Annotated in this window: 19 protein-coding genes and 4 tRNA genes; 10 read left to right on the forward strand and 13 right to left on the reverse strand. The window is 65.5% G+C overall.

Features of this window, described 5'->3' with window-relative positions; translation table 11 throughout:
• Positions 1 to 80 precede the first annotated feature (80 nt).
• From QY917_RS02280 to QY917_RS02315, 8 genes are all read left to right on the forward strand, one after another.
• Positions 81 to 172 (forward strand) — tRNA-Leu (locus QY917_RS02280).
• 12 nt (positions 173 to 184) lie between these two features.
• Positions 185 to 805 (forward strand): DUF6806 family protein, encoded by a 621-nt coding sequence (locus tag QY917_RS02285; protein WP_123676562.1) that lies wholly within the window; start codon positions 185 to 187, stop codon positions 803 to 805.
• A 100-nt stretch (positions 806 to 905) separates the two neighbouring features.
• The gene (gene uvrC, locus QY917_RS02290) at positions 906 to 2879 is read left to right on the forward strand and encodes an excinuclease ABC subunit UvrC (RefSeq protein ID WP_123676561.1); all 1974 of its coding nucleotides are present in this window, start codon (positions 906 to 908) and stop codon (positions 2877 to 2879) included.
• A gap of 48 nt (positions 2880 to 2927) precedes the next feature.
• Positions 2928 to 3494, forward strand: coding sequence for a CDP-diacylglycerol--glycerol-3-phosphate 3-phosphatidyltransferase (pgsA, locus tag QY917_RS02295; RefSeq protein WP_015912838.1), 567 nt, complete (start codon positions 2928 to 2930; stop codon positions 3492 to 3494).
• Between the two features lie 406 nt (positions 3495 to 3900).
• The gene (locus QY917_RS02300; protein ID WP_011805814.1) at positions 3901 to 4173 is read left to right on the forward strand and encodes an HU family DNA-binding protein; all 273 of its coding nucleotides are present in this window, start codon (positions 3901 to 3903) and stop codon (positions 4171 to 4173) included.
• Between the two features lie 14 nt (positions 4174 to 4187).
• Positions 4188 to 4263: transfer RNA gene (locus tag QY917_RS02305), tRNA-Val, on the forward strand.
• Between the two features lie 59 nt (positions 4264 to 4322).
• A complete protein-coding gene (locus QY917_RS02310) occupies positions 4323 to 6245 on the forward strand; it encodes a SurA N-terminal domain-containing protein (RefSeq protein WP_123676560.1) in 1923 nt (640 codons plus the stop codon).
• A 49-nt stretch (positions 6246 to 6294) separates the two neighbouring features.
• Positions 6295 to 6370, forward strand: a tRNA-His gene (locus QY917_RS02315).
• A 562-nt stretch (positions 6371 to 6932) separates the two neighbouring features.
• On the opposite strand, the gene QY917_RS02320 is transcribed toward QY917_RS02315, so the two are convergent.
• From QY917_RS02320 to QY917_RS02335, 4 genes are all read right to left on the reverse strand, one after another.
• Complete coding sequence (locus QY917_RS02320; RefSeq protein WP_084002075.1) at positions 6933 to 7235, reverse strand: hypothetical protein; 303 nt, start codon at positions 7233 to 7235, stop codon at positions 6933 to 6935.
• 147 nt (positions 7236 to 7382) lie between these two features.
• A tRNA-Arg gene (locus QY917_RS02325) sits at positions 7383 to 7459 on the reverse strand.
• Positions 7460 to 7669: 210 nt separating this feature from the next.
• On the reverse strand, positions 7670 to 9490 hold the full coding sequence (locus tag QY917_RS02330; RefSeq protein ID WP_123676559.1) for a M14 family zinc carboxypeptidase: 1821 nt from the start codon (positions 9488 to 9490) through the stop codon (positions 7670 to 7672).
• Positions 9491 to 9626: 136 nt separating this feature from the next.
• Positions 9627 to 11360 (reverse strand): DEAD/DEAH box helicase, encoded by a 1734-nt coding sequence (locus tag QY917_RS02335; protein WP_123676558.1) that lies wholly within the window; start codon positions 11358 to 11360, stop codon positions 9627 to 9629.
• Positions 11361 to 11616: 256 nt separating this feature from the next.
• On the opposite strand from QY917_RS02335, the gene ettA reads away from it, so the two are divergent.
• The gene (ettA, locus tag QY917_RS02340) at positions 11617 to 13278 is read left to right on the forward strand and encodes an energy-dependent translational throttle protein EttA (RefSeq protein WP_015912846.1); all 1662 of its coding nucleotides are present in this window, start codon (positions 11617 to 11619) and stop codon (positions 13276 to 13278) included.
• A gap of 57 nt (positions 13279 to 13335) precedes the next feature.
• On the forward strand, positions 13336 to 15564 hold the full coding sequence (locus QY917_RS02345; RefSeq protein WP_123676557.1) for a DUF1631 family protein: 2229 nt from the start codon (positions 13336 to 13338) through the stop codon (positions 15562 to 15564).
• A 29-nt stretch (positions 15565 to 15593) separates the two neighbouring features.
• On the opposite strand, the gene QY917_RS02350 is transcribed toward QY917_RS02345, so the two are convergent.
• From QY917_RS02350 to QY917_RS02390, 9 genes are read right to left on the reverse strand one after another with little or no spacing between them, the layout of a single operon-like run.
• A complete protein-coding gene (locus QY917_RS02350; RefSeq protein ID WP_123676556.1) occupies positions 15594 to 16931 on the reverse strand; it encodes a TAXI family TRAP transporter solute-binding subunit in 1338 nt (445 codons plus the stop codon).
• Positions 16932 to 16933: 2 nt separating this feature from the next.
• A complete protein-coding gene (locus QY917_RS02355; RefSeq protein ID WP_123676555.1) occupies positions 16934 to 17947 on the reverse strand; it encodes a P1 family peptidase in 1014 nt (337 codons plus the stop codon).
• 55 nt (positions 17948 to 18002) lie between these two features.
• Entirely contained in the window at positions 18003 to 20213 is a 2211-nt protein-coding gene (locus QY917_RS02360; RefSeq protein WP_123676554.1) for a copper-translocating P-type ATPase, read from the reverse strand.
• A gap of 55 nt (positions 20214 to 20268) precedes the next feature.
• The gene (locus QY917_RS02365) at positions 20269 to 20652 is read right to left on the reverse strand and encodes a copper-binding protein (RefSeq protein ID WP_041836328.1); all 384 of its coding nucleotides are present in this window, start codon (positions 20650 to 20652) and stop codon (positions 20269 to 20271) included.
• Positions 20653 to 20675: 23 nt separating this feature from the next.
• Positions 20676 to 21170, reverse strand: a complete 495-nt coding sequence (locus QY917_RS02370; RefSeq protein WP_123676553.1) for a DUF411 domain-containing protein — start codon at positions 21168 to 21170, stop codon at positions 20676 to 20678.
• A gap of 34 nt (positions 21171 to 21204) precedes the next feature.
• On the reverse strand, positions 21205 to 21687 hold the full coding sequence (locus QY917_RS02375) for a plastocyanin/azurin family copper-binding protein (RefSeq protein WP_123676552.1): 483 nt from the start codon (positions 21685 to 21687) through the stop codon (positions 21205 to 21207).
• A 16-nt stretch (positions 21688 to 21703) separates the two neighbouring features.
• Entirely contained in the window at positions 21704 to 23092 is a 1389-nt protein-coding gene (locus QY917_RS02380) for a multicopper oxidase family protein (protein WP_123676551.1), read from the reverse strand.
• 1 nt (position 23093) lies between these two features.
• Positions 23094 to 24527, reverse strand: coding sequence for a TolC family protein (locus QY917_RS02385; protein WP_123676550.1), 1434 nt, complete (start codon positions 24525 to 24527; stop codon positions 23094 to 23096).
• Positions 24524 to 24871: a hypothetical protein gene (locus tag QY917_RS02390; RefSeq protein WP_123676549.1), complete on the reverse strand. Its 348-nt coding sequence runs from the start codon at positions 24869 to 24871 to the stop codon at positions 24524 to 24526. Before QY917_RS02390 ends, QY917_RS02385 begins: the two co-directional genes overlap by 4 nt.
• Between the last annotated feature and the right edge of the window lie 11 nt (positions 24872 to 24882).

Raw genomic sequence — 24882 nt, forward strand, 5'->3', positions numbered from 1 at the left:
CAAGAAGTCGGTTCGTCTGTGGTGTTGCGCAACAATGCCGGCCCCGCTACTCTGTCTTCATGGCTTGCATACCGACCGGCGCCCCGATGGTGAAATTGGTAGACACTGCGGACTTAAAATCCGCCGCTTCCTGAGAAGGGGCGTGCCGGTTCGACCCCGGCTCGGGGCACCATCTGGATTCGCTATGTCACATTACAACGCTCCCTTTGAAATCCACGTCCATGGTCAAGTGCAATTGCGTGCTGATGTGGACTTCAGTCAGCTACAGGAAGCTCTCAAGCCATTGTGGAAGTACGCTGGAGCGCGTTCTCTCGCGGATGGGGCTTCGAGCGCCTATGAGGAGGAGCCGGGCATACAGTTCGATGCCAAGGAACACATCCTGCAGATGTGCTGGACGGTGCGTGGCGACGAAGACTTCCGCCAGTCTCTGGATGAAATGTGCATGAGTCTTAATGAATTGGCCGAGCAGGGCGCAGCCATCGAGGTAACGTTCTACGATGCCGAGTTCGATGAGGATGAGGCACCCGAGGAGGAAGAGGCGCGTGATGATTTCGTGATGCTGTTTGTGGGGCCCACTCCCGCCGCCATCATGCAAGTACAACGTGACCTTCTTGTGCAAGATGTGGTCAATCTGATGGAGCGGCACTTCGACGGCTCGGAGCTCGGTGGCGTTGTCTCAGAGATTGACAAGCTCTTCTCTCAACGTTTTGATGCGCTGGTGAGTTCGCTTGAAATTGGTAAACCGCCACGAGGTCCGGGTGGCAGCGGGCATGGCGGCGGACGCCGGCCGCGTCACCTTCACTAACGTGCTCGACAAATCTCTGTGTCGAGCACCATGGCGTGAGTTGCAGTGCTCCCCTCGCACGGTATAGAAGAGGCTTTCGACGCGTGCCCACAATAGCGTCATGACCACAACCTATTCGGATGAGCTTCTGGCACAGGTGGCGGCGCTGCCACCTTTGCCCGGGGTGTACCGCTACTTCGATGCACAGAATGTCTTGCTATATGTCGGCAAGGCGCGCAACCTGAAAAAGCGGGTCAGCAGCTACTTCAGCAAGCAGCACGGAGGCACGCGCATTGGCCATATGGTGGGCAGAATTGCGCGGCTGGAAACGACGGTGGTGCGCTCCGAGGCCGAAGCGCTTCTGCTGGAAAATAATCTCATCAAGTCCCTGGGCCCGAAGTACAACATTCTTTTTCGGGACGACAAGAGCTACCCTTATCTCAAGATCACCGGTGTCTCGGCAAAGGACGGTACGGGGGATGCTCCGGGTCAGTGCTACCCGCGCATGGCGTATTACCGCGGGGCAGTGGATAAACGTCACCGATACTTCGGTCCTTACCCTGGCGCATGGGCCGTCAAAGAAAGCATTCAGCTACTGCAGAAGGTTTTTCGGTTGCGTACTTGTGAAGACACGGTGTTTGCGAATCGCACGCGTCCCTGCTTGCTGTACCAGATCAAACGCTGCTCCGCTCCGTGTGTGGGTTTGATTTCCCCAACGGCCTATGCCGCAGATGTCCGCAGTGCGGAGTCGATGCTGCTGGGTGAAACCCAGGAACTGCTTCAAACGCTGGAAGAACGCATGCTCGCGTACGCCGAGAAGCTGGAGTTTGAACAGGCGGCCGAGGTCCGCAACCAGATCACGGCACTCGCACGTGTGTTGCACCAACAAGCGGTGGAGACGGCATCGGACAAGGACGTGGACATACTCGCCGTTAAAGTGGCTGGCGGCCGTGCCTGCGTCAACCTGGCGATGGTGCGCGGTGGCCGGCACCTTGGCGACAGGCCTTACTTTCCGGTTCACGTAGAGGAAGCGACAGGTGTCTTCCAACTGGAAACGCGCGAGGATGCCCCGGATAACCTAATGGTAGAGGAGGCTAGCGGACTCGAGCAGTCGGTGCCGGCGCAGATCCTTGCTGCGTTCATTGCGCAGCACTACCTTGGGGTACCCTTGCCACCGACACTGATTACGAGCGAGCTAGTCGACCCCGCATTGCTTTGGGTGCTGGCACAGCAGACGGGGGTGCGAGCGACAGTCGTCCACCAGCCGCGTGAACAACGGCGAATCTGGCTGGAAATGGCGGAGCAGAACGCACAGATCCAGTTGGCACGGTTGCTGGCGGAGGAGGGTTCCCAGCGGGCGCGCACGCGTGCCCTGGCGGAAGCGCTGGATCTGGAGGCAGAGAGCTTGGATGACCTCACCATCGAGTGTTTCGACATTTCGCACACTGCAGGGGAGGCGACCCAGGCTTCTTGCGTGGTTTTTCATCACCACAAAATGCAAAGTGGCGAGTACCGCCGTTTCAAAATCGAGGGCATTACCCCGGGCGATGACTATGCAGCTATGCGTCAGGTACTCATGCGTCGCTACAGCAAGGTTGCCGAAGCACAGCGTGAGGCAGGGGGAGCGGAGGTGACAAATGCCCCGCGCTTGCCGGACCTGGTGCTGGTGGACGGTGGCAAGGGGCAAGTAAGCATGGCGCGCGATGTGTTCCAGGAACTGGGCCTGGATATCTCACGCATCGTTGGTGTCGAAAAGGGGGAGGGCCGCAAGGTGGGGCTGGAAGAACTGGTCTTTGCGGATGGACGCGACAAAGTCTATCTGGGGCGAGACTCGGCTGCGCTGATGCTCGTGGCGCAGATCCGTGACGAGGCCCACCGCTTCGCTATCACCGGAATGCGCGCCGCTCGTGCAAAAGTACGCGTAGGCGGCAGCCGATTGGAAGATATACCCGGTGTGGGGCCTAAAAAACGGGCAAGGCTGCTTCAGCGCTTTGGGGGCGTGCGCGGCGTGGCAGATGCCAGCGTGGACGACCTCGCCATGGTCGAGGGCATATCTCACGACTTGGCTGAAGAGATCTATCGCGCGCTGCGCTGACCCGGTTGACGGCCCAGGGCATTGCCGCGCGTGCCACAATTGGCACCCATGTTTTTCACTATTCCCACCATCATGACTTGGACGCGCATTGTCGCGATACCCTTGATCGTGGGAGTGTTCTATGCGCCGCTGGACCCTGCGATGCGCAACCTCATCGCCACGGTGATGTTCATCGTTTTTGCGGCCACCGATTGGCTCGATGGGTTTCTTGCACGCAAGCTCAACCAGACCTCCGCGTTCGGGGCGTTTCTGGATCCCGTGGCTGACAAGTTCTTGGTATGTGCGTCGCTATTGGTACTCGTGCATATGCAACGTGCCGATGTGTTCGTGGCACTCATCATCATCGGCCGCGAAATCGCTATCAGTGCCTTGCGGGAATGGATGGCGCAGATCGGGGCGAGCAAGAGTGTGGCCGTGCACATGATCGGCAAGCTCAAGACCACGGTGCAGATGATTGCCATTCCTTTCCTGTTGTATGACGGGCAGTTGTTTGGCGTCATTGACACGGGTGTGTGGGGTACCTGGCTGATCTGGGTCGCCGCAGTGCTGACGGTGTGGTCCATGGTTTATTACCTGCAAAAAGCACTGCCAGAAATTCGTGCGAGAGTCCGTTAAGTTTCTTGCTACTGCTGGGAAAGCCTTGTGCCAAAGGGGTTCATTGCTATATATGACATAGCAATGCAATCCGCGCCCACATGGAGAAGGCTGGTGGCGGCAACTCGGCACCGCAGGGAGAAAGTGCTTGTCAATACGGAATGCGCCTAGCGCGCAAGGTCGAAACAAAAGCGGTGCTCGAATCCGGGACGGGGATCAAATACGACTAGAATTCGCTCCCATGCTGTCGCCCACGCGGTACGTCTTATTGACACCCTACAGTGCGATGGCTTTAATCTGACACAGCAATTTCTGACGCTGCTTCAGTTCCCTCCGCCTCTGCCTTTCGGACCGCTTCCGTTGCAGGGGGCGCGGAGGCCAGATTTGCATAAAGACATTCATCCACTCTTTTCCCGAGAGGCTTCTTGTGAATAAAACCGAATTGATTGAGCACATCGCCAACAACGCTGATATCTCCAAGGCTGCAGCTGCGCGCGCACTGGAGTCCACGATCGAAGCGGTTAAGAAGACTCTCAAGAAGGGCGGCACGGTGTCGCTCGTCGGTTTCGGCACATTCGCCGTCGGCAAGCGCGCTGCGCGCACTGGTCGTAATCCCCGCACGGGCGCTACGATTAAAATCAAGGCTGCTAAAGTTCCAAAGTTCCGTCCAGGCAAAGCACTGAAAGATGCTTTGAACTGATTGTGAAATATGGGGGGTGCTTAGCTCAGTTGGTAGAGCGGCGCCCTTACAAGGCGTAGGTCAGCGGTTCGACCCCGTTAGCACCCACCACCCCATTCAAAGGCGAACGCAAGTTCGCCTTTTCTTTTGCAGCTGTTGAAAGATTGACCATGTTCGAATCCATCCGCAAGCACTCCAAGATCGTCATGTTCTTGTTGTTCTTGCTGATCATCCCGTCGTTCATCCTCGTGGGTATCGACAGCAACTATTTCAGCGGAGGAAGCCCGGTGGTAGCGCGGGTCGATGGCAAGGACATCACCCAAGCCGACTGGGACAACGCTCACCGTATGGAGAGCGATCGAATCCGCGCTCAGTCGCCAGGTATCGATGCCAAGCTGCTGGATTCACCGCAGGCACGCTATGCCACGTTGGAGCGGCTGGTGCGTGACCGCGTGCTGCAAGTCGCGGCGCAGGACATGCACATGCTGACCAGCGATGCGCGGTTAGCACGCGAGCTGCAGAGCATTCCGCAGATAGCGGCGTTGAAACGAGCTGACGGCACGCTGGATGCCGAAGCCTATCGCGCCCTGGCTGGTGCGCAGGGACTAACCCCTGAGGGGCTTGAAGCACGCATCCGCCAGGACTTGTCGGTCAACCAGGTCATGGGCGGTGTCATGGGTTCGGCGTTCAGCGGCCCGACGGAAGCACGTTTGGCACTGGATGCACTATTTCAGCGCCGTGAAATCCAGATCGCCCGTTTCAATGCTTCGGCGTTTGTGTCCAAGGTCGTGGTGACGGATGCCGACCTGGAGGCCTATTACACCGCCCATCCTGCGAAATTCCAGCAGGCTGAACAAGCGTCAGTGGAGTATGTGGTGCTTGACCTTGATGCCGTGAAAGCGGGGGTCACGCTCAGCGAAGATGACCTGCGCACCTATTACAAGGAAAACCTGAATCGCCTCGCGGGCAAGGAGGAGCGCCGCGCAAGTCACATACTGATCAACGCCAGCAAGGACGCCCCTGCGGATGCGCGCACCCAGGCCAAGGCCAAGGCGGAGGAACTGCTCGCGCAGGTACGCAAGGCGCCGGGCAGCTTCGCGGAGATTGCCAAAAAGGAGTCGCAGGACCCGGGCTCAGCACCGTCCGGCGGTGACCTCGGTTTTTTTGGCCGGGGAGCCATGGTCAAACCCTTTGAAGACGCCGTTTTTTCCATGAAGAAGGGGGAGATCAGCGACGTAGTGGAAACCGACTTCGGCTTCCACATCATCCTGCTTTCCGATATCAAGACTCCGCGCCAGCCCAGTTTCGAGGAGCTGCGCCCCTCGCTCGAGGCAGAACTCAAGCAGCAGCAGGCTCAACGCAAGTTCGCAGAAGTGGCCGAGGCGTTTGCCAATGGTGTGTATGAACAGGCGGACAGCCTGCAACCCGTCGCCGACAAGCTCAAGCTCAAGATTCAGACGGCCGACGGGGTTACCCGTACTCCGGCTGCCGGCGGCGCGGGGCCGCTTGCCAACGCACGCTTCCTGGAGGCGCTGTTCCAGTCGGACTCGCTGCAGAACAAGCGCAATACCGAGGCTATCGAGATCGGTACAAGTGTGCTGGCAGCCGGCCGCGTTACGGCATACCAGCCCGCCATGACGCTGCCGCTTGACAAGGCGCGCGACCAGGTGCGCGCGATCTATATCGCCGAGAAGTCCGCTGAACTTGCGCGGCAGGAAGGCCAAGCCAAACTGACCGCTTGGAAGGCTGCGCCGGATGCAGCCTCCGGGTTGACTGCTGCGTTGACGGTGTCGCGGGACCGGCTGCAGGATCAGCCTCGTTCCGTGGTGGATGCCGCCTTGCGTGCCAATGTGGACCAACTCCCGGCCTGGACAGGTGTGGACCTTGGTGCGCAGGGCTATGCCGTGGTGAAAATCAACCGCGTCGTTCCCCGGGACGGGGTGGACGACGCTCGTGCGCGTATGGAGCGAGAGCAATACTTGCAATCGTGGGCGTCTGCTGAGGCGCTAGCGTATTACGATTTGCTCAAGCAGCGTTTCAAGGTCCAGATCAAGGCCCCCCGACCGGTGGCCCAGGCAGAGCTACAAAACTAAGCCGGTTACCTCAGAGGGTAGATTTATCAGGCTATAATTCAAGGCTACGGTGGCTGTAGCTCAGTTGGTAGAGTCCAGGATTGTGATTCCTGTCGTCGTGGGTTCGAGTCCCATCAGCCACCCCAAATAACAAAGGCCCCCGCAGCGCAAGCTGCGGGGGCCTTTTGCATTCAACAAGGTTGGTGTGACCGGTGGCCTGACTGAAGAGGCACTCCCGAACAGCAGACTGATCGTGCCGGAAGCCGTTCGCCTGCATACGGTTTTGTCCGACGGGAGTGCCAAGTGCAAAGGCACTACAAACAGCACAAAGGATGCCCCATGCCAGCAACCCCCGCCCCTCAACCGGTCCCGCCCGTCCCGCCGAATCCCGGCGAGGTGCCGCCGCGACCTATTCCCATTGATCCGCCCGACAATACGCCGCCCATCGAACTACCCGGTGACCCTATGCAAGAACCAAGCTAGTGGAGCCTGCAGGTGGTTTAACCCGGCAAGTTGGCTGGTATTTCCTCGTTGGGCTGCCGCGGTGGCGAGACCGGTGGTGGGGCCGGTGGCAAATCACCGGGCGGGCGCGGTAAGTCGTCTGGCACAGTGTGCAGCGGGTGTTCTGTCGGGTCCTGGGGCGTCATGGCGTGAGTCCTGGGAAGGGGGCGGGGTACCAAAGGTTGCTCTGCACAGTCGCACCGCACACTATCCTCCCGCCCCTTGAGGCAGATAAGCTGGCATGCGTTGGTGCGGCTCCCGAGGCTTCTTGAGCGGGGTCACACGTGGAATGGGCCCCGCCGGGTCGAGGATCAACCGCGAAGGTATGCCCGCAGTTGCGGGAGCCAGCTCGGCTTCCAGCCGTGCAATGCGCTGCCGGTACATCCGTGCCAGTGCAGTATGGTGTTCGGCAGCGTTTTCGTGTTCGAATGCCGCCATTCGCGCCTCATTCAGGCTGGTCTCGAGACGGTGGGCATACATGGCAGCGGGATCAAAGAGGCGCTTGAGCATGGTCTTCTCCTGTGAGGGGGTAGCAAGACCATAGAGCGCGCAACGCGCTGTAGAGTGTCGGACGGCGTCCCGCATTTCCGCCCGACAGTGGCACCTCGGCCGCAGAAAGATGTCTTCGCAGGATGCCGAGGCACAGCCGAAGTGAGGTGGCCTGCCCGGAGGGACTCGAACCCCCGACCTATTGCTTAGAAGGCAATTGCTCTATCCGGTTGAGCTACGGGCAGATGATGCAGGTATGCGGTGCGCGCGGTGATGTGCGCGCTCGGAGTGCAGGATCATACAGGCGCCCGGAGCGCTTCCGCACCAGCCTCTGCAGCCCATGAAATAGAAGACGCCGTGCGGGTGCTGTGTATGATGCCAAATATGCCTTTAGCGCTTATCCAGCAAGCGCAAGCAGCTATCATTTAAAGAGTGGTCGCAGTCTGGCGTGCTCTTCAGTCCATCTCCTCAAACACCAGCGATGGAGGTGCCATGACCCGTGCCACATCGCCGAGCTGGCCGATGACATGGTTGGCGAAATAGCTGTTCTGCGTATCGGGCTCCAGCGCTGCCACGGCCAGATTGGCCAAGGGCTGGTTGAGAGACACGTAATAGCTGCCTCCCGGCACGTCGATGGCGCTGCGCATGGGGGTCACGGTGGCGCGGATGATCGGGCGGGCGCCAGGGATGGCTCCGCGCACGTCCTCCCGCTCGGAGCTCTCCCGGCTGGTTTCCTCATAGATGTCCGCCAGTACGGAGCCCGCCTCGGCGACGTGCATCACCTGGATGCCCAGCAGCTTCAGGCGCTCCACTGCATCCGTTGCGCCGCTTGCCAACCAATAGCCGCAGGGGCGGTGGCGTTTTTTGACCGGCTTGAGTTGCAGCGAGGAATTCCAATCCACGCGCAGGGTCCGGTCTGCGCCGGTCTGGGGGTCCAGCATGACCAGGTCGCGCTGGCCGGGGGTTTGCGTGGCTTCCACCACGATCTCGCCGCGGCATGCCTGGGAGGCAATGTCCCGCGCTTCATAGGAGCGCACCTGCTCCAAGTCGGCGGCGCGGTCCACGGTGCTGCGCAGTGCACTGGTGAGGGCCGTCACCTGCGAGTGCACGCGCCGCTGGATGTGGGTGCGGCCAATGCCCACGCCGCGCGTTTCCACGAGCATGCTGACGGCGTTCTTCAGACCATTCACGTTGCGGCCGGTATCGGGTTGCGTCCCTCCCATGGACAGGCGAAGGTCTTCGGCGCGGGTCGAGGTGGTGTAGTACCACTCCTGGCTCAGGCCTTCCGCTTCCAGGGCCCTGATCATGGGGTGGTGGAACCATTCCAGAGCTGCCTTGGTCATGAATTCCGGCAGGTTGGCCGTCGTTGCGTGCTGCAGCAGCACGTCGTAGCGTTGGATGGCATGGAATTTCTCGAGGAACCGTCCGGTGACGGTGTATTCATGCGCATCGAAAATGGCGATCGGGCGATAGTTGCGCACCAGTTTGGCGAGTGCCTGGGCCTCCGGAGTCTGCAAAAGCAGGTGGTCCCGGTTCATGTCGATGCCGTTGGACGTGGCTCGCGTGCCGGCCTCGGCTCCGTCGGGATTCGCGCGGGGAACGACGATCACGTTGATGCGCTCCAGCATGGGCTCCAGCAGACCCTGTGCCAGTTCGCGCGCCAGTACGAGCAATGCCTCGCTGCCGGCGGGTTCGTCGCCATGTTGCTGCCCAAGCAGCAGCACCGTGGGGCGGCGGCTGGCGTCCAGCGCGGCCACGTCGGTGCCAGCCGCGCGGGTCAGCACCAGGCCGTGCAAGGGTGTGCCGCGCTGCGATACCCCCAGGTCGAGCATTTGCACACGGGTCGTGCCGCGCTGCGCCGTGGCCAGATTACGCAGCCATTGGGTGAGTTCGGCGTTGGTGGTGAAAGCCTGGCGCCCCTCGGCGAGCCCCGGCGTTTCGTACCGCACGGAAGGCGCGGGAAAGCGTGCCGCGACAGCCGCGCTGTAGGGGAGCGCGGTGGAGGCCGGCTCGGTGGCCGGAGCGACGGGCGTTACCGTGACCGGGCTGGGCACGACTTCGCCACGCTGCACTGTTCCCAGCGGCGGCGGTACGGCGCGGGACGTTTGCGGACCAGTGGGCGCGGGGGGGGAGGACTGCGCGGGCCACGGAGGCAGGGGCGTGCTGGAGCAGGCGGACAGCAGGAATGCGCCCAGCAGCGCGGTAGCGCGGTGCCGTGCAGCGATTGCGGCGATTGGCAGCGCGTAAGTGTGGGAGAGCAGATTCTTCGGCGTCATGGTGGGCGTGGCGGAAGTGGTGCTGGGGCGGATGTTACCCGGCAGCTTTGATGTCCTGCGCGTGCGGCGGGGTGGTCGGCTCAGGGGCCATGGAAAAAAGCCCGGCTGTGCCGGGCTTTCTGTTGTCGTGAAGGTCTCAGCGGCCGAAGCCGCCGCCGCGTGGGCCGCGGCCACCACCGCCGCCGCCGTTGCCACGGCCGAAGCCGCCCCGACGCCCGCGGTCCGCCATGCTGTCCACGCTGGTGCGCATGGGGTCCGGCTGGCTGGCACGGCCGCTGCCATGGCGTGGGCCGATGCCAATGTTGCCGAGCTGCGTGCCCAGGTGAGCGTTCTCGCTGCGAGGCTGGCTGTCGTCGAAACGGCGATTTCCGCCATTACCGCCGCTATTGCCTGCACCAGCGGGACCGCCGCGGCGGCGGCCACCGGCCGTGTTCTGCGGACGTTGCTGATCACGTGGACCGGCAGGACGGCCTGCATTGCCTACGTTGCCGCCGCGGCCCCCGCTGCCGTTCTGGCCCCCGGCGCGCTGCTGGCCTTCGCCCTGGCCACCGCCTTGGCGCGAACCGCGCTGGCCGCCAGTGGCCGCCTTGTTGGTGCGGATGCGCTCCATCATCTCCTGGCGTGCCGCCTTGGCCGCTGCCTGCATGACTTCGCGGCTGGGCGGCTTGCCCGCGCCGCCCCAGATGGTCTGGCGACCCATGGCGATGGGCTCGGCCTTCTCTCCCTCGTCCGGGCCAAAGCCGTCGATCACCTGCACAGGGATTTCTTGCTTGGTGAAGCGCTCGATCTCCATCATGAAACCTTCCTCGTCCATGCAGACGAGGCTCACGGCATGGCCCTCGCGGCCGGCGCGGCCCGTGCGGCCGATGCGGTGCACGTAGTCCTCGGGCACGTTGGGGATTTCGTAGTTCACGACGTGCGGCAGGTCGTCGATGTCGATGCCGCGTGCCGCGATGTCGGTAGCCACCAGGGCGCGGATCTGGCCCGTCTTGAAGCCCTCCAACGCCTGGGTGCGGGCGCTCTGGCTCTTGTTGCCATGCAGCGCCATGGCCGAAACGCCGTTCTTGGTCAGGTACTCGGCCACGTTGTTGGCGCCGAACTTGGTGCGCGTGAACACCAGCACCTGGCTCCAGTCGTGTTCCTGGATGATGTGCAGCAGCACCTGCTTCTTCTTGCCACGCCCCACGGGGTGGATCACCTGGCTGATGCGTTGCACCGTGGTGTTGCGCGGGGTGACCTGGATGCTCTGCGGGTTCTTGAGCAGTGAGTTGGCCAGTTCACGGATGTCGTCGCTGAACGTGGCCGAGAACAGCAGGCTTTGCTTGGACTGGGGCAGCAGCGCCAGCACCTTCTTCACGTCGTGGATGAAGCCCATGTCGAGCATGCGGTCGGCTTCGTCCAGCACCAGGATCTCGACGGTGGACAGGTCCATGAAGCCTTGCTGCTGCAGGTCCAGCAGGCGGCCAGGGGTGGCCACCAGCACGTCCACGCCGCGCTTGATGCGTTCGATCTGCGGGTTCATACCGACGCCGCCGAAGATCACGGTGGAGTTCAGATCCAGGTATTTGCCGTAGCCGCGCACGGATTCTTCGACCTGCGCTGCCAGCTCCCGCGTGGGCGTGAGCACCAGGGCGCGCACACCCTTGCCGCCAAACTGGCTGCGTGGGGCTTGGCCTTCGGCCAGGCGGTGCAGCATGGGCAGCGTGAACGCGGCGGTCTTGCCAGTGCCGGTCTGTGCGCCGGCGAGGAGGTCGTGTCCAGCGAGGACGGCCGGGATGGCCTGGGCCTGGATAGGGGTCGGGTTGTCGTAGCCTTGTTCTTGCACGGCCCGCAAAATGGCCGGCGCCAGCTTCAGTTCTTCAAATGTCATGTAATTGGATGCGCCCATCCGGGGCGCTGGGTATCGGCCTGTCGCAGGCGACTTTACGGGCCGCCGAGCCAGTTTGTTAGGCAGATGATTGCAAGGGTGGGAGCCCGGAAAATTCTTCCTTCGTCCCCAGCTTGTCTAGGCTGATGCCGTGGGCAACTGGAGCCCAAGACGGGGTCTATTGTCGCATGCGCCGATAATCCGCGTTTGTGCGCAAAAAATTTTGGCGCCTTCTTCTGCCCGTTTCCTGAATAAATCCATGGCCCAATACGTTTTCTCGATGAACCACGTCACCAAGACCGTGCCGCCCAAGCGGCAGATCTTGAAGGACATTTCCCTTAGCTTCTTTCCGGGCGCCAAGATCGGCGTGCTGGGCCTGAACGGCTCCGGCAAGTCCTCTCTGCTCAAGATCATGGCGGGCGTGGACAAGGAATTCGAAGGCGAGGCACTGCCCATGCCCGGGCTGTCGATCGGCTACCTGCCCCAGGAGCCCCAACTCAATCCCGAGCACACCGTGCGCCAGGCCGTGGAAGAAGCCATGGCCGAGGTGAACAACGCCAAAGCCCGCCTGGAAGAGGTATACGCTGCCTACGCGGAAGAGAATGCCGACTTTGACGCGCTGGCCAAAGAGCAGGGTGAATTGGAGGCCATCATCGCCGCGGCCGGTACCGATTCCGAACACCAGTTGGAAATTGCGGCCGACGCGCTGCGTCTGCCGGCGTGGGATGCGGTGATCGGCAAGCTATCGGGTGGCGAAAAGCGTCGCGTGGCCCTGTGCAAGCTGCTGCTGTCCAAGCCCGACATGCTGCTGCTGGACGAACCCACCAACCACTTGGACGCCGAATCCGTGGACTGGCTGGAGCAATTCCTGCACCGCTTCAGCGGTACCGTGGTGGCGATCACCCACGACCGCTACTTCCTGGACAACGCCGCTGAGTGGATTCTGGAACTGGACCGAGGCCACGGCATCCCCTACAAGGGCAACTACTCTGACTGGCTGATCCAGAAGGGCAACCGTCTGGAAGCCGAGCAAAAAGGCGAGGAGGCTCGCGCCAAGGCTTTGAAGAAGGAACTGGAGTGGGTGCGCCAGAACGCCAAGGGCCGCCAGGCGAAGTCCAAGGCGCGTATTGCCCGCTTCGAAGAGCTGAGCGATTACGAATACCAGCGCCGCAACGAAACGCAGGAGATCTTCATTCCTGTAGCGGATCGCCTGGGCTCTAAGGTCATCGAATTCAAGAATGTCTCCAAGGCCTTTGGTGACCGCCTGCTGATCGACAACCTGAGCATGAACATCCCTGCCGGCGCCATCGTCGGCATCATCGGCCCGAACGGTGCCGGCAAGTCGACCCTGTTCAAGCTGATCGCGGGCAAGGAGCAACCTGATTCCGGTACCGTGGAAATCGGCCAGACCGTGAAGATGGCGTTTGTCGATCAGCACCGCGACGCACTGGCCGATGACAAGACCGTGTGGGAGGACATCTCCGGCGGGCTGGACATCATCAATGTGGGCAAGTTCCAAATGGCGTCGCGCGCCTATGCCGGGCGCTTCAACTTCAACGGCCAGGACCAGCAGAAGAAGGTGGGCAACCTGTCCGGGGGCGAGCGCGGCCGCCTGCACCTGGCCAAGACGCTGATCCAGGGCGGCAACGTGCTGCTGCTGGACGAACCGTCCAACGACCTGGACGTGGAAACCCTGCGTGCGCTGGAAGACGCGTTGCTGGAATACGCTGGCACCGTGCTGGTCATCAGCCACGATCGTTGGTTCCTCGACCGTATCGCGACGCACATCCTGGCCGCCGAGGGCGACAGCCAATGGGTATTCTTTGACGGTAATTACCAAGAATACGAAGCTGATAAGAAAAAACGATTGGGTGAAGAGGGTGCGAAACCGAAGCGTATGCGCTACAAGGCCCTCAAATAAGCACTTACAGGTAGTAGCATCGGGCGGACCGCCGCCCATTCTTCGTCCGTCCCCACCATGTCCCTTTCCGCGTCCCGCGCCCGTACGGTTTTTCGCGCCTGCGTTGTCAACGCCGTCAGGGACAGCGAGGCCCTGATGGAGGCGCTGGTGACTGGTACGCGCGAAGCGCTCACGGCGCAGGAGTCCTCCACCCGCGACCTTCACAAGCGTACCCAGATCAGCGATGCCTTGCGCTTACTCAAGCAGCACGAGGCTTCGTTGCCCAAGGCCTACCCCATGGCCTTGCTGGAGATTTTTGCCGAAGGCCCCTCGGCCGCGAAGACGAGGGCCGGGCAGCCCGGCGGAATGGACCTGGGCGAGCTCGCCCTCATGGACGATGCCGACGTGCTGGTCCAGGTGGAGCTGTCGCGGGCGCAGCAGATCGCCGCTCTGGCGACAGAGGCAACGCTGGCGGAACTCAACACGCTCGTCAGTTCGGCGCAGGGCCTGCACAGCGTGCAACCCGAGAGCAACCCTTTTCGCCCTGAGAATTACATCCGCGCGCTGCAGCAAGTGGTGAGCGATACCGGTGTAAGTGGGGAAGTGCGGCAGCTGTGGATGAGCCAGATGCGCGAACTGCTGGGCATGCAACTGGTAAGCGCCTATAAGCGCGCCGCCCAGAGCCTGCGCGAGCATGGCGTCGAGCCCGTGGGCTATGCGGTGGCGGGAGCCCCGGGTGTGCGCAGCGGGCATGGTGGTGGATATGCCCACAGTTCCCAGATGGGCGTGGGCTACGCGCCGCCCTCGGCCTATGGTGCGCCGGCCAGCGAATATGGTGCCGCGAGCGCCTATGGCCAAGGTTACGGGGCAGGCTGGGGAGGCGCCTCGGGCAACGTGGCCTTGGCGCCGCAGGCCGAAGAAGCGCTGCTGACGGTGGGTATCCTGCGCCAGATGCTGGCCGGTGGTGGTGACCCTTTCGCCTACGATGCACGCGGCGGCTATACGGCAGCTACTCCGGCCAACGCGTACGTCACGCCGGCCGCGGTGGAAGCAATGGAAGACATTGCGCAGCTGGAACGCATCGTGGGCCGTCTGTCGGGGGGGGCTGCGGTCCCGGTGACGGGCTGGAACGGCACCTCTGCACATGCGCCGGTGGCGGCATCCCCCACGCGGACGGCGCATGAGGTCGTGAGCCGCATGATGGACAACATTGCGCAGGATTCGCGGCTGCTGCCCCCCATGCAGCGTGCCGTGCAAAGCCTGGAGCCCGCGCTGAAGGAGTTGGTGCAGCACGACACGCGGTTCTTCACGGATGAGCAGCACCCCGCCCGGCGCCTGCTGGACGAGTTGACCCAGCGCAGCCTGGCGTTCAACGCCGAGGATGGGCCCGCCTTCAGCCGCTTCATGCGGCTGGTGAACGAAGCCGTAGGCCACCTGGCTTCCATCGAGGTCCGGGATGCCGCACCGTTCGCCCAAGTGCTCAAGGCGCTGGAAAAGGCCTGGACCGCGCAGGAGCGTCGCCAGCTTGAACGCCATGAAGCGCAGCAGCGCGAACTGCTCCAGCGGGAGCAGCGGGAATTGCTGGCCGAGAAGATTGCCGCCGACTTCCGCCGCCTGCCCGATGCGGACAAGGTGCCGGCCGACCTGCTGGCCTTCGTGACCGGCCCGTGGGCGGACGTGGTGGCGCAGGCGCAAAGCAGCCAGCCCCAGGAAACCGGCGGAGACCCCGGAGGCTACCTGGCGTTGGTGCCGCTGCTGCTGTGCTGCGCGCAGCCCGAGCAGTTGCGCTCGGACCCGGAGCGCCTGGGCCAGGCCATTGCCGACATGGTGCCGGTGTTGGTGCGTGGGCTGGAGAGCATTGACCACCCGATCGAGCGTATTGCCGAAGTGACGCAGCGCTTGGCGCAGCTTCAGGGTGAAGCGCTGAACTACGCAGCGGCGAGCGTCTTCGGCGACACGCCGGCGGAAGAGGTCAGCCCTGAAACGCGCGCTGACGATGTGCTGTCTTCCGATACGGCCGCCGCGGCGGACCCGTCGATGGCCGGAGCAGTGGCTCAGCCCGCATTGCGCATCGGCCAGTGGGTGGAAATCATCACCAACCAGCGTGCGGTACGAACCCAGCTCACCTGGTGCAGCCCGCACAACACGCTGTTTTTGTTCACCGGAGCCGACGCGAGCACGCAGTCCATGACGCGGCGCATGATCGACAAACTGTCCTCTGACGGGGCATTCCGCCTGATTTCCGACCAGCCGGTGGTGGACCGCGCTTTGCGCGCCGTGCGCACCAAGCCTGCCAAGCTGCGCTAGGGCGCTCCGCCGGTCGCGCGGACTGCCGTTCAGCCTGCCGCGCGTGGCAGGCGCCGGCGCACCAGTTGGATGTGGTTGCGCAGGGCGTAGAGCTCGTCGGCATAGGACAGTGGCACGCTCACTTTTTCCACCTGCGCCTCCATGCGGTCCAGCCGTTCGCGCAGCGCGTCGGGGGTGGCCTCTCCTCGTTCCATGTCGTCTTCGATGTCGCGCAGATGCCCATACCAGCGGAACACGCGCGAGCGCACGCGGAACTGGTACAGCGGCGGCACCACGCGCGACAGCGGCAGCATGACCGCAATCAAGATACCAAGTACCAGCCACATGCGCTCGACGAGGTTGGCGATCCAGAATGGCAGATAGCGCTGCATCAGCGGCGCCGGCTCGTTGATGGCGCGCTCGCCCTCCTTGGCAATGGGCAGTTCCGCGTGCCGGGTGCTGGGGAATTCGCGCGCACGGTTGAACCAGCCCGCATTGCCATGGATGCCCTGCGCGCTCTGGGCAAATAATTGCAGCAGGGCGGGGTGGGTGCCTTCACGCGCCAGCAGGGATGTGGTGGATGCCACCAGCCGTACGTCGCGCGGAGGTACGTTGGCCGCCAGGTCCACCACGCCGCGTGGCAGCACTACCGGCGTGAGGAACGGAAAACGGCGGCTGTAGGCCTCGTTCTGCGGGAAGTGCATGAGCTGCACGCCGGGCGTTTGCAGCAGCATCTGCACCATCAATGACTCGGGGGCGGAGGCGAACACCAGGGCGTCCAGCCGCCCCGCCAGGAACGCCACCGTGGCGGGCGTCTGCTCCAGACGCGTGAGCGTCAGGGCATCCAGCGGAATGTGGTTGGCGTCCAGCAGGCGCTCCATGAGCGTTGGTACGCCGCTGCCGGGCGAGCCGACGTTCACGCGCAGCCCGCGCAGCTGATGCAGCCCCTCCAACCGGGCCGATCGGTGGATGCGGCGCGCCACATCGCCGCGGTAGAACAGCCAAATGGGCTCCACGAAGAGGCTGCCCAGCGAGACCAGCTCATCACTGTCCTCGGGACGCAACTCACCCGTGCCACCTTGCACGAAGGCGAGGTCGGCGTGGCCATCGCGCAGCAGCTGCAGGTTGGATGACGAGCCATCGCTGGGCAGCAAGACCACGTTGATCCCGCTTGCCGCCAGTGCGTCGCGATAGCGCTGGCCGAAGGCCTCGTAGGCGCTCTGCGCGGGGCCGGTGGCCAGCGTCACCGTGCGCGGCGGCGTGGGGTTGAGCCACCAATAGGCCAGGAGCACCAGGCCCGCGCCCAGTAGCGCCAGCGGGCCGGCAGACACCAACAGGTCGCGCAGCGACAGCAGCGCCGTGCGCAGGCGGCGTGACATCTGTCCCATGGTTAGCTCCCGACAGCCAGATCGGCATGGCACAGAAGTGCCAGGCCCTCGGCCGTGCGCAGGGTGCGCGCGGCGAGCACGGCGCGCACGGTGGCGCGGGCCACCGCCTCGGCCGCCATCGTGGCCAACACCATCATGCCGGGGTGGTGCGGCACGTGACCCGTCGCCAGCGTGAACAGCGTGTCTCCGTCGCTCATGGTGTGCACGGGGTTGATGCTGCGGGCCAGGCCGTCATGGCCGGCGACGGCCAGTCGCTGAGCCTGAACCTTGGTCAGCCGCGTGTCGGTGGCGATCACGCCGATCGTGGTGTTGCTGCCGGCCAGCAGGGGATGAGGGCGCTCGCCGCGCAGCAGCGCGTGCCGTGTATCGCGCAGCGTCAGCCCGTCGGCAGCGCGGGCGCCCGCCAATGGGCGCCCGGTGTCCGGGTCGACCACGTCGCCCACGGCGTTGCAGGCAATGAGCGCACCCACCGTGACGCCCGCGACGGTGACCGAGGCTGTGCCTACGCCGCCCTTCATGGCGTGCTGCAGGCCGAACATCTTGCCCACCACGGCGCCAGCGCCGGCGCCTACGTTGCCCTCGGCTGGCGGCTCGCATGTGGCGGCGGCGCAGGCCGCATAGCCGGCCGTCGCATCGGGACGCACCTTCATGTCGCCCACGTGCAGGTCGAACAGCACGGCCGCTGGCACCAGTGGCAGGCGGCCCACGCCCACGTCCAGCCCTACGCCGTGCTCCTCCAGCCAGCGCACGGCCCCCGTGGCGGCCTCCAGCCCCCAGGCGCTGCCACCCGCCAGCATGATGGCGTGCACCTGCTCCACCAGGTTGCCCGGGGCCAGCAGGTCGGTCTCGCGCGTGCCGGGGGCGGCGCCGCGCACATCCACGCCTGCCACGGCACCCTCGCGCGCAATCACCACGCTGCAGCCGGTGGGGCGGCGTGGGTCGGTGAAGTGGCCGACCTCGATGCCGGCAACGTCGGTGATGGCGCCGCAGGCGCTGTGCAGGGAGCAAGCTTGCATGGGCGCCGATTATGGTGCCGCGCCAGCACCTGTCCCCGCGTCTTGCGGGGTGCTCTCAAAGCCGTGCGCGGCGCAGCCGCAGGGCATTCGTGATCACCGAGGCCGAGCTCAGGCTCATGGCCAGCGCCGCGATCATCGGCGACAGCAGCCAGCCCGTGAACGGGTAGAGCAGGCCGGCGGCCAGCGGCACGCCCAGCGCGTTGTAGACGAAGGCAAAGCCCAGGTTTTGGCGCATGTTGGCCACCGTGGCCTGCGACAGTGCGCGCGCCGTGGCGATGCCGCGCAGGTCGCCCTTGACCAGGGTGAGCTGGGCGCTGTTCATGGCCACGTCCGTCCCGGTTCCCATGGCGATGCCCACGTCGGCGCGCGCCAGTGCCGGCGCGTCGTTGATGCCGTCGCCGGCCATGGCCACGGTGCGTCCCTCGGCCTGCAGGCGTTCGACCAGGGCCAGCTTATCGGCGGGCAATACCTCGCCGTGCACCTCGTCGATGCCCAAGCGCCGTCCCACGGCACCTGCCGTGGTCAGCCCGTCGCCGGTGGCCATGATGATGCGCAGGCCGGCCGCATGCAGGGCGGCCAGCGCGTCGGGCGTGCTGGCCTTGATGGGGTCGGAGACAGCCAGCAGGCCCGCCAGTTGCCCATCCACGGCCAGGAACATCACACTGGCGCCTTCGCCGCGCAGTGCCTCGGCGGCCTGCGCCAGCGGTCCCGTATTCACGCTGGACTGCTGCATCAGCACCGTGTTACCCAGCGCCAAGGTGCGGCCCGCGATCCGGCCGCGCACGCCGATGCCCGAGGCCGAGTCGAACTGTTCGGCCGCGTCCAGCGCCAGCCCCTGCTGGCGTGCCGCGGCGACGATGGCCGCCGCTAGCGGATGCTCGCTGCCCTGGTCCAGGCTGGCGGCCAGGCGCAGCACCTCTGCCTCGCCCCAGCCGGGCGCGGCCACGGTGCGCTCAAAGCGCGGCCGGCCCTCGGTCAGGGTGCCGGTCTTGTCCACGATCAACGTGTCCACGCGGCACATATGCTCGATGGCGGCCGCATCGCGGAACAGCACGCCCTGCGTGGCGCCGCGCCCCGTGGCCACCATGATGGACATCGGCGTAGCCAGGCCCAGCGCGCAGGGGCAGGCGATGATGAGAACCGCCACAGCGTTGATCAGGCCGTAGACCCACCTGGGCTCGGGCCCGAACAGGCCCCAGCCCAGCAGCGTGAGCACAGACACGCCGACCACGGCCAATACGAACCAGCCCGCAACGCGGTCGGCCATGCGCTGCATGGGCGCGCGCGACCGCTGGGCCTGCGCCACCAGTTGCACGATCTGCGACAGCATCGTGGCCGCACCCACGAGTTCGGAGCGCATGACCAGCGCCCCGCTGGTGTTGAGCGTGGCGCCGATCAGCTTGTCGCCCGTGCGCTTGCTCACTGGCAGCGGCTCGCCCGTGAGCATGGACTCGTCCACGGCGCTGCTGCCTTCGACGACCACGCCGTCCACCGGCACCTTCTCGCCGGGACGCACGCGCAGCAGGTCGCCCTCATGCACGTGGGCTAGCGGCACGTCCTCCTCGCTGCCGTCGGCGGCGATGCGGCGCGCAGTCTTGGGCGCCAGGCCCAGTAGCGACTGGATGGCGGCCGAGGTCTGTGATCGCGCCTTGAGCTCCAGCATCTGGCCCAGCAACGTCAGCGAAATGATGACCGCGGCCGCCTCGAAGTACACGCCCACGCGGCCCATGGACTGGAACGAGGCCGGGAACACGCCCGGCGCCACGGTGGCCACCACGCTGTAGAGGAAGGCCGCGCCCGTGCCCAGACTGATCAGAGTCCACATGTTGGGGCTGCGCTGCACCACGGATTGCCAACCGCGCACGAAGAACGGTGCGCCGGCCCACAGCACGATGGGCAGCGTCAGCACCAGCTCTACCCCGCTTTGCGTGGCCATGCCGACCCAACCCAGCCGGTGCCCGGCCATGGCCAGCGTGGTGACGACCATGGTGAGCGGCAGCGTCCACCAGAAGCGGCGCGAGAAGTCGCGCAGTTCGGGGTTGTCATCGGCTGCGTCCAGGCTGGGCAGTACCGGCTCCAGCGCCATGCCGCACTTGGGGCAGTGGCCGGGGCCGCTCTGTCGCACCTCCGGGTGCATGGGGCAGGTATAGACCGTGTCGGCGGTTGGTGGGGCGGGTGGAGCGGCCGATGGCCGGGGCACGTGGGGGCTGTGGTGTAGGTGCTGCCCGTGTGGGGCAGCTGCGGGCGGCGTGCTGTGGGAATGCATGAGGGCTCCTTGGTGCGGCAAGGGGCCGGGCAACTGCCGCCCGGTCCGTGGGGCGTCAGCGCAATGGTTCGATATGGGTGACGACGAATACGCCCTTCACCCGTTCGGCCCGAAAGCGCACCTTGTCGCCGGGCTTGAAGGTGGCCGCCTGTGCCGGGTCCCGCAACGTGAACACCATGGTCATGGGCGGCATGGCAAGGTTCTTGAGCTCGCCGTGGCGCAGCGTGATCTTGCCGCTGCGTGCATCCCAACGCGTGACTTCACCCTCGCTGAGATCCTGCGTGCTGTCGCCGGACGCGGCGGGCGTTTCGGTGTGATGGGCGTCGTGGTCCGAGCCCTGGGCATGTGCCCAGCTGCCGGGCAGGCCCAGCAGTGCCAGAGCGGCCACGGGTGCGAGGGCGATGCGCGGCGCGCGCGCTGGCAGGGTGTGGGATGGCATGGCGTGGCCTTTCATGGTGTGCATCAACGGTAGCTGGTGAATACGCGCGTGGAGACGTCGCTGTTCATCAGGTTCTTGGTGACCAGCAGCACGTCGTACGGGTCCTTGCGGCCGTTGTACTCGGGCCCGTCCATGCCGGGGCTGCCCACCGGCATGCCCGGGACGGTGAGGCCCAGGGCCTTGGGTTTGTCCTTGAGCAGCTTGCGCACGTCGGCAGCGGGCACATGGCCTTCGAGCAGGTAGCCGCCCACCAGCGCGGTGTGGCATGAGCCCAGGCGCGTGGGCAGGCCGAGCTTGGCGCGTACGGCGGCGTTGCCCGTTTCGTGCACGGTGACCGTGAAGCCGTTGGCTTGCATGTGGGTCACCCAATCCTTGCAGCAGCCGCAGTTGGGGTCTTTCCAGACCTCCACGGCAGTCTGCGGGGCGGCGGCACGGGCCAGGGCGGGCAGGGCAGCGCCGGCCAAGCCGGCGGCGAGGGCCGTGATGCATTGGCGGCGGGTGGGTTGCGTGATTCGCATGGTGGACTCCTGATGATGCGGGTGGTGGTGTTGTTCAGGGCGTGACGGTGAAGGTGCCGCGCATGCCTGCTTCGTAGTGGCCGGGGATCAGGCAGGCGAAGTCGAAGCGGCCGGGCCGGTTGAAGTGCCAGACCAGGTCTTCCTTGGCGCGCGGGGCCACGTGGGCCATGTGGGGTTCGGCGTGCTCCATGTCGGGGTACTGGCGCATCATGGCCGCATGCTGGTCCAACGTGCCCTGTGTGCCCAGCACCACCTCATGCATGACCTGGCCCTGGTTCTCCACGCGCAGGCGCACGGTCTCGCCCTGTTTGACGGTGAAGTGCGACGGGGTAAAGCGCATGTCGTCCGTCATGCGCAAGGTGATGGTGCGCTTTGCGCCCTTGGCCTCTCCCGCAATCCCCCATTCTTGCTGCTGCGGGGCGACGGTAGGGTGGCTGTTGTGCATGTTCTCATGGCTAAAACTGGCTGAAGCGCCCGCCAGTAAAGCGCAAGCAGCTATGAATTTGATAGATTTCATGGGTTTCTCCGAGAGTTCAATGGTGTTCGTGGCTGGCACCCGGCTTGCGCACGCTGGGGGCGCCGGGGGCCCGGCCGGGCGGGATCTGGCGCGGGGCTGTGGCGTCCAAGGGCGCACCGGCCCATTCGTGCGCCACCGTGCCCGCCGGGTGCTGGTACCAGCCCGGGTCGCGCCAGTCCTGGGCGGCCAGGCCCTGGCGGACCTTCAAGGTCGTGAACATGCCGCCCATCTCCAGCGGGCCGAAGGGGCCGGTGCCGGTCATCATGGGATAGGTGTTGTCGGGCAGCGGCATTTCCATCGCACCCATGTCGGCCATGCCGCGCTCGCCCATGACCATGTAGTCGGGAATGATCTTCTGGATCTTCCCGACCAGGCCGCGATGGTCCACGCCGATCATGGTGGGCACGCCGTGGCCCATGGCGCCCATGGTGTGGTGGCTCTTGTGGCAGTGCAGCGCCCAGTCGCCGGGCTCGTCGGCGATGAACTCCAGCTGCCGCATCTGGCCCACGGCCACGTCGGTGGTCACCTCGGGCCAGCGCGCGGCCTTCGGGGTCGGCCCGCCGTCGGTGCCCGTGATCTCGAACTCATGCCCATGGATGTGGATGGGGTGGTTGGTCATGGTCAGGTTGCCCACGCGGATGCGCACGCGGTCGCCCTGTCGTGCCACCAGCGGGTCGATGGCGGGGAACACCCGGCTGTTGAAGGTCCAGATGTTGAAGTCGGTCATGGTGTTGACCTTGGGCGTGAGGCTGCCCGGCTCCACGTCGTAGGCGCTGAGCAGAAAGGCGTAGTCACGTTGCACCTCCGCGATCAGGGGGTGGCGCGCCTTCGGGTGCGTGATCCACAGGCCCATCATGCCCATGGCCAGCTGCACCATTTCGTCCGCATGCGGGTGGTACATGAAGGTGCCGGGGCGGCGCGCCGTGAACTCGTACACGAAGGTCTTGCCCGCGGGGATGTGCGGCTGGGTAAGCCCGGCCACGCCGTCCATGCCGCTCGGCAAGCGCTGGCCGTGCCAGTGCACGCTGGTGTGCTCGGGCAGGCGGTTGGTGACGAAGATGCGCACGCGGTCGCCTTCCACCACCTCGATGGTCGGGCCCGGGCTCTGGCCGTTGTAGCCCCACATGTTGACCATGAAGCCGGGCGCCACCTCGCGCACTACCGGCTCGGCCACCAGGTGGAATTCCTTGACGCCGGCGTTCATGCGCCATGGCAGCGTCCAGCCGTTGAGCGTGACCACGGGCTGGTAGGGCCGGCCGCTGGACGGGGTTAGCGGCGCGGCCGTGTCGGCAGAGGATTGCGAGGGCGCCTCGGGCAGCGCGGCCAAGGCCACGCGGCTCACCGATGCGGCGGAGGCGGCGACCACGGCCGTGGCGGCGCCGGAGAAGAAGTGGCGGCGCTGCATGTCAGTGGCCTTCCGAAGGGGCGTTGGAGGTGGTGGGAGCGGACGGCAGGCCGGTCGGCGCGCCGGGCGATGTGCCCGTGAGAGCCAGTTGCAGGTCGGTCTGGGCGAGCCAGAAGTCGCGCTGCGCCTCGGTGGCGGCGGCCACGGCCTGGCTGGCGCGGCGCGCCTCGGCCAGCAGCTCCCACACGCTGATGAACATGCCGTTGTAGCGCAGCACGGCCTCGTCTTGCATGAAGCGCGCCAGCGGCAGCGCCTCGGCCTGCTGCTGGTGCGCCAGGTCCCAGGCGGTGCGGTAGCGCAGCCAGTGGCTGCGTGCCTCGCTGCGTGCGCGGATGGCGGCATCCTGCAGTTGCGCGGCGCTGTGCTGCAGCTCGGCCCGCGCGCGGCCCGTGGCGGCTGCGCCCCAGTCGAACAGCGGCAGAGGCAGCTCTACCTCCCAGCCGCGTGTGGTCTCGCGGTGGCCGGAGGCGCGCTCGGTGGCTGTGTTGCGGCTGTAGCTCAGGCCGATGTCGCCGAACACGGATCCAACCCCGGCCCAGCCGCTGCGGTCGGCGGTGGTGTCCAGGTCGCGGCGCAGTGCGCGCAGGTCCAGCCGCTCGCGCAGGGCCGTGGCTTCGGCGTCGTCGCCGCCGCGCAGTGCATCCGCCGCGGGCAAGGCGGGTAGCGCATCGGGCAGCGTGAAGTCGGCCTGCGCGCCCCACAGCCCCATCAGCCGCGCCAGTTGCTCGCGCTCCAGCGCGGCATTCAGCCGCGCGCGGGCCAGCTGTGCTGCCGCGTCCTGTGTGATGGCGATTTCGCGTGCCTGCTGCAGCCGGCTGAAGTTGCCCACGCGCGCCATGCGCCGCGCCAGCTCGCCGCCGGCCTCGGCCGCCTCGTGCATGCGTTCGCGCGCGGCCAGCACCTGCCGGGCGGCCACGGCGCGCAGCCAGGCGCGGCGTGTGTCCGCGGCCAGGCGCAGCACGTCCTGTGCGGCGGCCAGCGTGGCCTGCTCCATCTGCCAGCCTTGCCAACGCGTGCGCCAGGGCAGGGTGATCACGTTGACCAGGCTGAAGCCGAGCTGGCGCTCGATCTCGCGCTCATGCCCGCTGGTGAATCGCCCCAGCGTCAGCGTGGGGTTGAACAGGGTCAGCGCCTGTGCGCGCTGCGCATCCTGCGCGGCCAGATTGGCCAGGCGGGCCTGCAGCGCGGGGCTGTTTAAGAGCGCCACGCGCACGGCGGTGTCCGCATCCACGGGAAGGCGCAGCCATTCGGTGATCTGGGCCTGCGCGTCGCTGCGGCTTTGCGCATCGGGCGCGGGCAGTTGCGCGCCGTCGGGCAGGCGGGGCTGGACATGGCTTTGCACGTCGCCGCGCAGCCCATCGGGGGCGACGCTGGCGCAGCCGGCCAACACCAGTGCGGCGGCCAGCGCAGCCAGGGCGAGCGGAGGGCGCCTCATGGCTGGCCTCCGTGGTGGTGTTTCGGGGTGGGCATGCCAGGGCTGGGCGGCGCGGCGCGTGCCTGCTCGGCTTCCCAGCGCACGATGTCGGAGTGGCCACCGGGAAAGGCGCCCACGGCGGTGTTGGCGGCCTTCCAGCCGATGTCGGCCTCGGCCACGTCGCCGCTGGGGAGCAGGGGCTGGTGGTGCAAGGGCAGACTGGGGGCCTGTGCCGAGTCGGCGGTGGCGGTCTGCGATGGGGCGGCAGGAGCATTGTCAACCTGCGCCCAGGTCGGCGGTGCGATGCCGGCCAGGGCCGCCAGGGCCATCATGGCCGCAGGGCTGGTGGGGTGCGCGAAGCGCATGGGAGTCTCCC

Origin of the sequence: Diaphorobacter sp. C33 (assembly GCF_030503915.1) — a bacterium.
Taxonomy (GTDB): Bacteria; Pseudomonadota; Gammaproteobacteria; order Burkholderiales; family Burkholderiaceae_C; genus Diaphorobacter; species Diaphorobacter nitroreducens.